The organism is Sphingobacterium sp. B29, from assembly GCF_001952815.1.
In the GTDB taxonomy this organism is placed as follows: Bacteria; Bacteroidota; Bacteroidia; order Sphingobacteriales; family Sphingobacteriaceae; genus Sphingobacterium; species Sphingobacterium siyangense.
The window spans coordinates 2,161,257-2,174,635 of record NZ_CP019158.1 but is presented as its reverse complement, the minus strand read 5'-3'; the positions used below and the strand labels follow the sequence as shown (position 1 = coordinate 2,174,635).

Here is a 13,379-nt window from a genome sequence, read left to right as displayed (position 1 = left end):
CTATCTGTTGGCTCACCTCGTCAGATGAATCTCTCTGTCTTTCACATTTACGTTTAATCCAAATGTGCTAGAAATGACTTTCAAAATTTCAGTTAAACTATTTTGTTCGAATTTTGCTGTCAATAATAATTTCTGATCAGCAGGATGGTCAATAATAATCTTATACGCATAAGCTTGATTTAGCAACTCAACAACACGCTGCAATGGGGTATTCTCAAAATCAAACACACGATCCACATAATATTTATAAAACTGATCCTTGACAGGTTCCTTTCCTACTTTTATTGTATCACTATCCCGGATTGTAATCATTTGTTGTGGTCGCAAAAAGACTTCCTTTTTTGCATAACCGACTTTAACCAATCCTATAGCAACAATAACTTCCGTCGCATCGGATGTTCGGCGCACATTAAAGCTGGTGCCCAATACCGTAATTTTGGTTTTCCCTGTCTCAATGACAAAGGGATGTTTTTTATCCTTGTGGACCTGGAAAAACACTTCCCCTCTTTTCAATGCCACATTTCTATTATTATTGGTCCACCTGCTGGAATAAGCCAGCTCCGTATTTTTATTTAAGGTAACTACCGAACCATCAGGTAGGGAATCTTGGCGCACTTGCTCCATACTCGAAAGAAACATTTCCTCACGATGAGATTGATCAAACACATAGAATCCTACAGCACAAAAGACCAAGATACTGGCTGCTAACCACCAGCTCCATTGAATTACAGAAGTCTTTTTTGGGGGGATTACCGCAGCTTCTGCCGCTCTTTTATCTCGCACAACTTTGAAGTCAGCCCAAGCCTTATCTACGTTCACATCAGGAACATCCAGGGGTTTGGGCAAACTATCCCACATTTTTTTCATTTTTATGTACTCCTCCTTATTGTTAGCGTCTTCTTCTAACCAATCGTGTATCATGATATTCTCTACTTCATTGGTCTCGCCAATGATATATCTTTCTAACAGTTCCTTATTCATAGCGTATAGATAAGAAAGCAAATAATCAATGTTAAATAATCCATAAGTTCGATACGCAAATGCTTCAATGCCTTGCTCATATGTCCCTCAACAGTTTTAATCGACAGATCCAGGGTTACTGCGATATCCTTATATTTCATTTCCTGAAAACGGCTTAACTCAAAGACCGTCCGGCTTTTTTCAGGTAATTCCGCCAATGCGACCTGTAGCTTTTCGTCCAAATCCCGCGTACTTTCATCAACCGCAGGTACAAAATCCTGCCTATGCAGTTCGTGGGATTGATATTTTAGCTTACGTTGCTCTTTTTTCAGCACATTCATACTTTCATTATAAATAGCCCGATATAAATACGCTTTTAATGAAGTATGTATCTGCTCCTCCCAATCGCGTTCCCAAAGCCGCAAAAACACCTGTTGCACAACCTCTTCCGCCACATCACTATCGCCTAGATACCGGTAGGCATAACGATGTAACTCTTTGTAGTGCGCCCGAAAAAGCTGCTCAAAATTCTTTTCTTTATTTTCCGACATTGATCAAATCTGTCTTATTGTTTAAATAATCCACTTTATTAGTAAGACACCCCAATAGACTATTACCCTTACAAATTTTTCACTTTTTTTAATATCAACTTCGATACATCCGCCATATAATTTCAAATCCCTTATTTATACCTATTCGTAATTCTTTTCGTATAGATGCTCAGGCGAGTACATGACATCCTCCCATCGGCCAATGATATTTACCCAAAAAACTTTATAAAAAGGCTTTTGTGACGACTAAAGGTAAGCCATCTATTTTATAAAATATTTTTTTTCTAAGGGTATATGGATTTTCCATTGTCATAAAGGAAAGAACAACATACAATTGATCACAAAAAATAATTTGACAATGAAAACAACATTCAAAGTAGCCCTGTTGGGATTGACATTATTAGGAATTGCAGGTACTACACAAGCGCAAGATATCACTTATGGTTTACAGGTCGGAAGCAACTATCATATGAGTTCCTTTGGCAACAAGTCTGTCAAAGATAATAATGGCAAAGTCGGCGTATCTGTAGCAGGATTTGCCCGTATTGGAGATCGCATTTTCTTCCAGCCCGGAATCGGTGCCAGTCTGTTGCGTAAAGAATATACCTTCGAAAATGTACAGAAAACACCTAAATTCTATCAAATAAATCTACCATTACAGGTCGGTTATAAATTTTTGGAAAATGGCGACTTCAACCTCCGTGGGCTATTGGGGCCGCAGTTAAACTATGATGTAAAAACAGTGAAGTCCAGCGCAAATACCGATTATAAGAAATTTTCATTTGATGGTAGAGTCGGTATCGGTGTAGATATCAGTCACCTTACATTAGATGCTTATTACAGCCATGGTTTTACGAGTATCGACAAGACCTTAGACGCAAAAAATAAAACAATCGGCATTATGGTCGGTTACAAGTTCTAATCAGCATCTATTAGCGAAGAAAAACGCCATTCTAAATCGGATGGCGTTTTTTCGTATTTACATTTTATTTTTTGTCAATAATTATTATTTTAGCCCTACCAAAAAATTATTCCAGCTAATCGTCCTATTTAAATAGGACTTTTGATCAAATTGGAATAAACGGGATGTAGCGTAGCCCGGTATCGCGCCAGCATGGGGTGCTGGAGGTCGTCGGTTCAAATCCGGCCATCCCGACGAGAGAAGCTCTAACGACCGTTAGAGCTTTTTTGTATCTAAGCCGGAACAAAACCTACTACTCGGCCTGTATGATGTGTTTCGATCTCAAATTAATTCTTTACATTTGCACTATGAAAATGACGGTAATGTTATAATATCCTTTTTCAGCTTAGTTCTTAAGCAAGGCGCTGTGTACTATCCACATAGCGTAGATTTCTATTTTAAAATTTTATTCATTATCTAAACAAATAGGTCAATACGCAATTATTGTCCCTAAATAGGTTATATATCAGAAGAATTATGTCAGAAATACTAAGTAAAAAGGAAATAGAGCAGTTCATTCTTAGTGGCTTTGTTCGCATTGAAAATGCATTTTCAAAAGAAACAGCGGATGCAGTTTTAGATATCCTATGGAATGACCTTCCCTGTGAAAGGTCTAATCCGCAAACTTGGACCGAACCAGTTATACGCTTGGGTATGTATACTCAACCACCTTTTATCGAATCATTAAATACAAAAAAAATACATTTAATTTTTGATCAATTGGTGGGTAAAGACAGGTGGATCCCCTGTCGAAATGTGGGTACGTTCCCTATAAGGTTTCCATCTATCCAGAAACCAAATGATACGGGTAAGCACGTCGACGCAAGTTTCGCTGGCCATGACCCGAACAATTATTTTGAGTGGCGCGTCAATGTCAAATCAAAGGGTCGAGCCTTATTAATGCTTGTGTTGTATTCGGACGTAAGCGAAAATGATGCGCCTACGATCATATATGAAGGTTCTCACATCGATGTGGCAAAGCTCTTAGCGAAGGAGGGAGAGTTTGGTCTTTCATTTATGCAGCTTGCGAATAAGTTGGACGAGCTGCCCAAAAGGAAAGAGGTGTATGCAACGGGTAAAGCAGGTACAGTTTATCTTTGCCATCCGTTTCTAGTCCATTCAGCTCAACCACACAGTGGAACTCTGCCTAAATTTATGGCACAACCGCCCTTGCTGTTGAGGGGGGAATTGGCAATCTCGGATTCCACAGAAGGATATACTCCAGTCGAACAGGCTATCCGTTTAGGATTAGAATAGTCCAGGACATCCTACTAAAAGTGGTCGCAAAAGCAACCACTTTTTATTATTATCACCAGATACGGGCTAAATAATCAACGAATCAGAATAACCGTTGATCCTGTTCAAAATAGATTTTTCGGATCAATACAGGCCAATAACTTACAAGGGTTCCTTCTTTAATCTGCATGAAAAGATCTTGATCCGAAGGAATCATTCCTTTTAAATCATCCTTCTTCGCGGCAGATCCTTCCCCTTTCGACAGCTTTAATTGTTCTTCTGCAAGTTTTCGAAGCATCAGTTCATACCTGTTTTTTGAAGGTTTACGCTGGGCAATTTTTTTTCAAAAGATCTGGATTTCCCTGATTATTCCCTTGCTGCAAATGCAGTTCAAGCCAGTCGGCCAATATTTCATTTTTTTCATCGGCATAAGGCTCCCCAACGCCCAAATTCATAGGCCATAATCTCGATTCCGCAATTTTCAACTTTGCCTCTTTATATTTCTTTTCAAGGATAAATTGGTAGGCCAACATTAATTTGGTCTGTACATAATACCGATGGCCTTCAGTTGCGCCTTCAAATGGAAGTATAGTCACCTCTTCCAATTCTTTCTCAGCACGCACGTATTCTTTCCCCAATAACAATGTACGTACCTGTGCCAAGGTTAGTATATAATTCTTCGGAAATTTGCGATGATATGCTGTACTCACCTTAAGCGCTTCTTTATAAGACTGACTATTGTTTAGGAGCTCCACCAAATGTAGCCCATATCGCCATTCTTGTGGTTCCATCAAGGTTGCCTGCTGCATCATCTGTACCGCCAGATCTATACGGCTCGTATCTTGCAAACTTGATTTCAGCGCATAATAGGCGGCAAAATCTGTTGGCTCCTGTGCTACTGCCGACAAAATTTCTCTTGCTTTTTGAGGTTGATTCCTGAAACGATACAATAGTGCAGTCAGATAATCGATCGTCCAACTTTTACTGTTCTCTTTTGCCCATTGGAATACCTGGTTACTTTCTTCTCGAAATGGGAAGACAAAAGCTGGCTTACTTTGCGTTGCCTGATTTAACCATTCCTGACTGATCGACTTATTCGATCGTGTCAGCCAAGCTAGCCAAATTAAAGCTTCCGTATTCTTCTGTCCCGAGCGGAGTAGATCGGTGGCCGATTCAAACTCTCCAAGATCAGCATACCATATCGCCAGTTCCATCAGCTTTTCAGCGGCAAACTCTTGCCGGGATGAAAATGTCTTCTTTTCCTCAAATTGGAGAAAGGCATTAAACGGATCATATTGGAGAATTGTCTGACGGGAAAGACGATCTGTTACAGCTCCTTTTTTGTGCTGAACCAACACGTCCATCTGCAAGGCATCTATATTTAGCGGATTGGCAACCACAGCTTTTGCGATATAATCCCCTGCACGTTCATATTGTTTAATCCGATAGTAATATTTGGCCATTTGCACAAAGGAAGCACTTCGCCAAGTTGGATTTAATGAAGCGACTTCAAAACCATCTAAAGCATCGTTATCTTTTTTTAGCTTAATCGCTGCCAAACCATAGTAATAATTTGCCTGTGCTTCATAAGTATCCATAGACAATGCTTGCCGGGCATAGGCATAACATTGCTGATATTCCATTTTAAACCAGGCCAGTTTGGCCATTTCAAGGTAGGTCTGCGAAGTAGCGCCATGCTGGATCAGTTCCTTTAATTTTACTTCCGCAAGCGTATATTGCCTAAAGCGAATGAGATCACGTATCTCCAATAATTTGGTCTGCCCCGTATCTAAGCTTACTTCCGTTGAAATTACAGTAGGTCTATTCAGTTTTGACCAAGATGTATCCGTTCTGAGATTAAAATAATCCTGTCCCAATTTCAGATAGCGAGGTCTTGAGTCGGTTGCTACCATCAAGGATAATTTGGTAGGTTCGCCCAATTGGGCTTCAATAAAACTTCGATTTAATACAGTACCTATGCTATCAAGCACATATATACTATCTTTTAAAGGTCGCTTTGGATCAAGATCCAATAATAGCTTATTGTTCTCACGTTTTATCTGAATTGCTGCTGACAGTTGTATCTCCTTCGGTTTTCCTATCCCTGAAAATGGCATCCAGTATTCCGTCCAACTGTCACTTTGATAAGGAGCAAATCCAAGTTGTTTAAAGGGGGTCTGGCTGCTGGAAGGAACATTTTGATTGAACAGGCGTCCACTTTGGATTTCCACATATTGCCCACTCTGATCAGTCAGTAAATTTTCCCAGATCTTGCCATCTCCAGCCTGCGACCAAAGAAATATCTTTTTCCCTAATTTATCTTCACGGAGGGCATAACGGGCCATTCCATAATTATGATCTGTATAGTAAACCCCGAAAGCATTACTATGCGCGCCCAATACATGATATGATTTAGAACTGCCAAAAGCATTGTCGCTATAGTTAGAAAGATCCCGTCCCTGGCTATCGATAGGCCAGGCATGCGCATCCCCATCATGACCGATATATTGATTTCCGGGATACAAAAACTTCAGATCTTGTCCCGCAGCAACACCCAGATTCATCCAGGTATAATAAGGTTGTTCAACCGCATTGGCATTATACCAAAAGGAGCGTGTAGAAAAATAACCTTTGTCTTTTTCTAATCGGATCTCCAAGGTCCAGTTACTACGGCTCAGCATATCATAAGCGTGGATAAAGCAACTTACGCTTCCATCCGCATTTTCCTGCGTAAGGTAATCGACCGGTGTAGACGTATTGGGCGTGTGTCCAATAATACCATAATTAGCTTCGATACCACCACTCGTCCATGGTCCCCGCATGGCAATATCCCTAAATTTCACAACGCCATTGTTGTAAATATAGTCCCGCTTATTGACCTTATCATAGGCCGACCAAATTTTCCCACCGATCTCTGGCATCACCTGTACCCGAATATAATCGTTTTCCAGGATAACGGTTTTCCAGTCCTTTTCAATAGCCGTATTTGTAAAACCGTCAAAGCGGAAATAAGGATACAACTTTTGAGCTGAAGCTATGGGATCCGGATCCGTAAAGGGATAGGTTACATAACGTTTCTTAAGCTCAGAAACCTTTGCCGGATGCTGTGCAAAAACTCCGAGCACACAGCTGCCCATTGCCCATAACATAATCCACTTTTTCATTGGCATTTTAATTTAAAAATTTCACAATTTTAATGGCATTCCCCAAATCGTTGATTTGTCCGATCTGATTAAATCCGTCATGTAAGCCTTTACTTCACCGAATTTCAACATAAATGAATCTATCATAGGTTATTTGCATCTTTGCATCAACAAAAAGCCTATGATAAATTGCACCTTGTAGCAATATCGTACTGCTATTCAATAATCAACAAAAGTCCTTTATTCTTTTCTACCGGAATCGCATCGCCTAATTTATACTGCGCTCCCTTTTGAAAATTAGGAATTAATGGTGCGGATAATTTTGCATTTCCAGAATCAATCCCCAATTTTTCCCAGTCAATGGCCAATTTTACATCCACATCACCATCCGCCCAGCTAGCGATAGCTACCATTGCCTTGCCCGCACGGCTATAAACAGTTGTAAGAACTTTATCATGATCGGTTTTAACAGGAATATTTGGCGACCAATAACCTATCATTTTACTCCCTTTGATGCCAAATTGATCCCACGCTCTCCATAGATCAGCAGGTGTCAATTTTTGGTAAGGCATCCTATTGGTCATGCCATAGAGCATACCCCGCCAAGGATTTCCACCATCCTGTAGCATTTCACCCATTAAACCAAACGGAATGCCGCTCACCTCGGTAAGGAAAAAATCGGGTTGGTTATTCTCGTAGTCAAAGTATTCACCAAACCATAATCTATTGATGTACGGAAAATGCTCCAGATACAGATTCGCGCTATTATTGAATCCATCACTTTTATTATATTGATTTGCCGAATGCAAATCGATCAGACCAGGTTTGCCATTTTTTGTCAGTACACGTTTTATTCTTTTCATGGTTACCCGATCGAAGGCAACATCATCCAAATAAATCCCATCGATACCGATATGATCTACCAGCCAATTCATGCCTTCCACGTAATAATTGTGCCATCTATTCATTCCGCTATTGATAATAGCCGCGTCTTTAAATTGGGGAACATACCATGCAGCGATATAATTTTTACCCACATGCTCCTGCAACCAGGAATATCCGCCTCCTTTTCCAGGTGAAAACACCTCAGTGCCCAGGCTACGCAATGGATAGAGCTCATAAACCCGATTTGAAACCTCACGAACGGTATTGTAGATCTTGACCTTTAACCCCTTATCATGTGCCTGATCGATATATTGCTTCATTTCTTTTGTCGCAATAAACGGATAATTGATATATGGATTTATTTCATTTCCATGATGGATATTGATGACATTAGATCCACTTGCAACAACAGAATCAACGGGTTTATAGGCATGGTAATACCGTTCATTCCATTGCGCTTCCGTATTGATCGGGTGAAAAGGGGTAATTAGCAGGTTAAAATTGAAATAAAGCACATCGCCTTTTTTGAGTTCACGGGCTCCGCTGTAACTATTGACCAAAACCGATTTTCCTTTCAGGCCAATATCAATTCCCCCTTTATTTTCATTACCCCAGGACTGTGGCAGCACAAGTGGCTTTTGAAGATAAAAATTCGTATTGAGCGGCCGAGAATAATGCTCGTCACGGAGTGAAAACTGGAGTCCGGCATCTACAGCACCTATCCAACCACCATCCTGATTTTTATGGGCTACATCCCATTTCCAGGTAAGCTGTTCGGGCCTCTTTCCTCCCTTTTGCCCAAGTCCCATAAAATAATCCGTCTTATCGGGCATCATCGGGATATGCATCGTGGCATCTTTTAATGACAGGTCCTTTAGCGCCGTCAGCTTGACCACATAATGCATATAACCATCAAATTCCAATTTACCCTCTACTTCCATTGTCAGATCGGAAGACTCATTTTTGGCCGTCCAACTATATTCACCGTCACTTTTGGTTTCAAATCGGATCCCGCTTGGTTTAAGTTGAATTTCCTTTCCGTCTGAAGCACTATAAAAATGAAAATGAAGCGGTTCAAATAAGAGATTATTCGCCTTGGATGATATTTCAGTCAATTCGGGCGTAAAAAACGTACTGATCTGTTTTGGAAAACCACTCGCATGGAGTGTCACCTCGCGGCCTAAAATATGCAAAGTAGAATCTGCTTTTAATTCAATAGCTGTATAAGGCGCGACCACTGTATTTTTTTGAGCCAATGTCGAATTGAGCCATGGTAATCGCGTCATTTTCCAAGGTTGATCAACACCGGATACATCACCTGAAGCATCTGAAACCCTTATTTCCACATTGACCTGTTTCGCTACCGCATTTTTTGGCTTTACGGTAACCACGCCATGGTAAGTTCCGCTTGCAGTGACCTCCGGAATCTGTATACCACACCACAGGGCCTGAACCTTATCTTTTGGTATATCAACCTGGAGTGCCATTGCTTTTCCGGTATAATCCGTACCTTGGGTATTGATACAATTCAGGCTATTCGCGGGAATAATAGCCCCATCACTTGCTTTAAAATCCGAGAATGAAATTTGGATTTCATGGAGGTCCTGCTTTGGAGACCATAACCCGAGTTGAAATGCATAAAATTCACCTTTCTGCCCTGTGCCCTGCAACTTAGTCATGGCTTTACCTTTCATAAGCCAGCGTTGCGGAAGATTGCTTTCCATTTTAATCGGAAACTCCCGCAATTCAGGAAAAAGATAATAAGCGGCATTCGCATTTCTGTTCACAAAGCCTCGCACTTCTTCGGCACTCGCGATCAGTTCCATCGGATCGTTACTATTGTATTTATCTACGGCATCAAAGCGTGCAACAGTAACTCCTTTTGAGTTCCCTGCCGCATGCTGTGCTACTTTCGCTGGTGCTGAAACGGCATTTTTAAGATAAATTGCATCCGGATAATTGCGGCTGCGGCCACCCATCTGATACGGTAAATAATAGACATAGTAAACGCCCTTCCCGGAAATCGGCTTAAACCGTAGTCCACCAGATTCCGTATTCATCCAAAGATAAGAGCTGGGTGCGATTTGCTTATTGCTGACGCTGTCGACGATAATAACTTGCTGATTTGCCTCAACCCAGCGATTTCGCCACGGAATAGTAACCTGCACCTCCTTCTGATCCGTGTTTACCTGCAGCACTGCTCGATGATTACCCAGCTGGTCCGCATCCCACTTTTGTGTTTCCGGAGGATAGGTCAATTGCGCCCGGGCCGAGTTTGTGCATAAGGATACGGCAAGGATAATTGCCAGCTTATAAGAGGCTGTTCTTTTTTTCATGCGAATAGTATTTATTCAAAATATTTTTGTCTTTACCAAGCTTTTCCATAAGCCTGATACGATTTACAAGCTGCACTGCTTCCCCAACATGAGTCCGTAGTGCAGCTACTTTTATTGGTCAATAAGAGGACTAAAATTAAGTTTTATTCCTAACATCTTAACTTAGTTTTGCCTGTATTTATGCCAGGTTTCCTCAGGCACATAAATAGCGCGATACGGAATAAAATAAGCGTTTAATTCCCAAAGAACTTTTCCCGATTTATCCGTCACCAGTACACTACCTGTTTTCGAGCTAGTCTGCAGTAAATTACCATTATCCAGTTCATAGGCACTGCCCATTCTTGCTGTAAACTGCTTTTTCGGAATTGGGGCCGCATAAGCTACTGTTGCCGTTTTATTCTTTTGATCAAGCCTAAAAGCGATCGCCCGTGATTGCTTATTGGCTGTTGTGCTGTCACGCGGAGAAAAATCACCATTGTCAAAAAGCAACAGCTCACCAGTTTTTGTGATATGCGGTGCATGCTGGAAATAAAATAGTTCCTGGTCCTTTAATTTATAATCGCCACCCTTTCCCAATTTCCAGAGAATATCACCAGTTTTAGCATCAATTTTCCAGACCTGATTTTCAATTGGTGAAGAAGTCAAATAATTGTTGTCACGATCGAAGGAAATGGTATTAAAATGAAATCGGTCATGCTTCAGGCTGTCTAATTTTTTATCCTGCTGAATATCCCATTTTTCCCAGGGAGACCATTTCTTCAAGATATTACCTTTTATATCCATCGTCAAAATAGCATCGCCCCAAAGGGTATCTTTTGGATGGTTGGGCCGATCGTCGATCCTAAAATCCCGCACGATACCGACAATATTATTATTGTGATCCATCTGCACATCATGGTGCATGATGATCCCTTTTTTATCCAAATCGATACGTGCTATTTCTTTACCCGTAAGATCAATTTCAACAAGTACAGTCCCACCGACAAATCCGATACGACCACTTCTTAAATAATAACTTGCATTGGTCGATTTCTTGCTTGGCTGATTGGGTTTGTTGAATTCATCTTTACTCGCTGGAGCCAATAAGGCAAGGATAGTACCCCTTGGGGTCAAAGAGGCAAGACGCACGCCCAGCTTTTCGTCCTGCCAATACCAACGAATCGTCCCCTTGCCGTCCACCATGGCCATGTAGCCCGGAAATCCGCGATAACATAATAATACCATACCATTACCTAGGGCCTTTTCATCATGTGGATGATCGGCCTTGATCCAGTCGTGCACCATCCATGGCGATTGCGCTCTTGTTTTAAAAGATTGTTCGCTGGATTTTATGGGAATAATCCGGTCTATGATAACCCTAAATTTATAGCTTGTATTTGGTTCAAGCGTCATTAACGGAATGTTATGCTGAACAGCAGCATTTGAAACAGTTGTTTTATAAGACTGTTTATCCCCCTCCTTCCAATACTCCACATACACGGCTTCTGCCTTATTTAGTTTCACCTGAATAGCAGCGTTGAGCGGCAAATTATTGGGTGAGCTCACCTCAATATTTTCAATGTCAACCTGATGTGCATAATAATAGTAAGCAGCAAATACTGCTATAGCCACCACAATCAGTGCAATAATTGCTTTAATTGGTTTCATCTGTAAATAATTTCAATTCCACTGGTCTATCAAACAAAGCGCATTACCGACTATAATGCGCTTTAGTTTGGGTTATTTAGGCAATCGCGATGGATTAGCCGTCGTCATTTCTTGATGCAAACGTGCTTCTTCCAATGGATAAGGGAAATAGCGCATGGCTTCAGTGACATTTTCTTTCAGTCCGCGGCCTTTCAAATATGCATTGCTTACTTTTTCATAGCGGCCCAGGCGGATCAGATCCTGACGTCTTTTGTATTCAAAGACAAGCTCAAAACCACGTTCGTCAACAAGCGCATCAATCATTGCCTCCTTACTTGCAGGACTAGGGAAATCAGGATGCTTACCATATTCAGGTGCCCTAGCTCTCTTCCGGACTTCATTGATATAAGGCAATGCTGCAGCGGGTCCATTCAGTGCATTTTCAATCTCAGCCTTGCATAAAATAACATCCGCCAAACGGAGAACCTGAATCGTGCGCCCATCCAGATAGGAGTTATTGACCATATCATAAGAATACTTTTTCGTCGCAACATTTTGCAGGAATTTTACGGTATCACTTGGCGGAGTAGTCTGTCCTTTAGCAGGCAACATGTAAAAAAATCCATACTTTGTATTTTTGTCCCGTGCAGCCTTTCCGGTGTAATTATAATAGAAAAACTTTTTACGCGGATCGAGATCACTATATTTTCGCCAAAAATCAAGGGAAACACCATAGTACTGCCATCTATCCGGTACTTCAGGGTTGTCAGTCGGACCAAAGTGATTGGTAATCTCGCCTCCATTTAATGTAGGCTCATGCAAGATGCCAAATATCAGCCCCATATCCATTTTATTATTGTCGGACCACTCCTTCTTAAAATCTGGATTCAGCGTGTATACACCTTTATCACGTAACGCTAAAACCTGATCGATATACGTTTTTGCTTTTTCATAATTGTGCGAACGCATATACATCTTTCCCATTAAGGTCAACGCAGCGCCTTTTGTAGCACGGCCAATACCCAGTTCGTCCGACCATTTCTCCGGCAAATTATCGATTGCATACTGACAATCTTCAGCAATCTGTGCATCAATTTTCTCTACAGCAACCAAGGGTTCATTGTAGCTTTCCGTCGGATTCTTGACTGTCGTTATCAGTGGTACCGGTCCCCAGGCATCTGTAAGATCCATATAAGATAATGACCGCAAGAACCTGGCCTGTGCGATAATTTTCTTCTTGCGATCGTCGGGAATAGTTACACTCTCAATACGATCAATCAACATATTGGCATTGCTGATCACCTGGTACATATTCTGATAATTAAATTTAAAATACCTGTTATTATCATCATATGTAAAGTTACTCATCCGTGTAGGATCACCTGCCGCTGTAGAAAAGCCTATATCCGTTGCGTAATCGGTGATCATCACCAAATAACCCGCATAGTATAAATAGGCATCCCCCGGATAAGGCGATAAACTCGTATAGACACCCGTCAGGGCAGCATTGATATCACTCTCTGTTGAGTAGGCATTTTTTGTCGTCAGATCACTGTATAATTTAGGGTCAAGCTTGGTACAGCTATTCAAGCTGAGTCCCAAAACAGCGGCCAAACCCGCCATTCCCAAGATATATTTTATATTATTTTTAAACGTCTTCATGTCATTTCTGATTTAGATA

At 41.1% G+C, this 13,379-nt stretch carries 9 protein-coding genes and 1 tRNA gene; 3 read left to right on the top strand and 7 right to left on the bottom strand.

Features of this window, described 5'->3' with window-relative positions; all coding sequences use genetic code 11:
• Positions 1-12: 12 nt before the first annotated feature.
• Both BV902_RS08975 and BV902_RS08970 read right to left on the bottom strand, forming a co-directional pair.
• Complete coding sequence (locus BV902_RS08975; protein WP_075991646.1) at positions 13-981, bottom strand: FecR family protein; 969 nt, start codon at positions 979-981, stop codon at positions 13-15.
• On the bottom strand, positions 978-1,511 hold the full coding sequence (locus BV902_RS08970) for an RNA polymerase sigma-70 factor (protein WP_075991645.1): 534 nt from the start codon (positions 1,509-1,511) through the stop codon (positions 978-980). Before BV902_RS08970 ends, BV902_RS08975 begins: the two co-directional genes overlap by 4 nt.
• A 358-nt stretch (positions 1,512-1,869) precedes the next feature.
• On the opposite strand from BV902_RS08970, the gene BV902_RS08965 reads away from it, so the two are divergent.
• From BV902_RS08965 to BV902_RS08955, 3 genes are all read left to right on the top strand, one after another.
• A complete protein-coding gene (locus BV902_RS08965; RefSeq protein ID WP_075991644.1) occupies positions 1,870-2,433 on the top strand; it encodes a porin family protein in 564 nt (187 codons plus the stop codon).
• A gap of 160 nt (positions 2,434-2,593) precedes the next feature.
• A tRNA-Pro gene (locus BV902_RS08960) sits at positions 2,594-2,667 on the top strand.
• Positions 2,668-2,949: 282 nt separating this feature from the next.
• On the top strand, positions 2,950-3,729 hold the full coding sequence (locus BV902_RS08955) for a phytanoyl-CoA dioxygenase (protein WP_075991643.1): 780 nt from the start codon (positions 2,950-2,952) through the stop codon (positions 3,727-3,729).
• Positions 3,730-3,811: 82 nt separating this feature from the next.
• Here BV902_RS08955 and BV902_RS08950 read toward each other — a convergent pair whose 3' ends face one another.
• The 5 genes from BV902_RS08950 to BV902_RS08930 all read right to left on the bottom strand — a co-directional run bounded on the left by BV902_RS08950 (position 3,812) and on the right by BV902_RS08930 (position 13,360).
• The gene (locus tag BV902_RS08950; protein WP_075991642.1) at positions 3,812-4,006 is read right to left on the bottom strand and encodes a hypothetical protein; all 195 of its coding nucleotides are present in this window, start codon (positions 4,004-4,006) and stop codon (positions 3,812-3,814) included.
• 25 nt (positions 4,007-4,031) lie between these two features.
• Positions 4,032-6,872, bottom strand: a complete 2,841-nt coding sequence (locus BV902_RS08945) for a DUF5107 domain-containing protein (RefSeq protein ID WP_172840660.1) — start codon at positions 6,870-6,872, stop codon at positions 4,032-4,034.
• Between the two features lie 194 nt (positions 6,873-7,066).
• Entirely contained in the window at positions 7,067-10,072 is a 3,006-nt protein-coding gene (locus BV902_RS08940) for a glycoside hydrolase domain-containing protein (RefSeq protein ID WP_075991640.1), read from the bottom strand.
• Positions 10,073-10,234: 162 nt separating this feature from the next.
• Positions 10,235-11,719, bottom strand: a complete 1,485-nt coding sequence (locus BV902_RS08935) for an aryl-sulfate sulfotransferase (protein WP_075991639.1) — start codon at positions 11,717-11,719, stop codon at positions 10,235-10,237.
• Positions 11,720-11,791: 72 nt separating this feature from the next.
• A complete protein-coding gene (locus tag BV902_RS08930; protein WP_216640451.1) occupies positions 11,792-13,360 on the bottom strand; it encodes a RagB/SusD family nutrient uptake outer membrane protein in 1,569 nt (522 codons plus the stop codon).
• Positions 13,361-13,379: the final 19 nt, after the last annotated feature.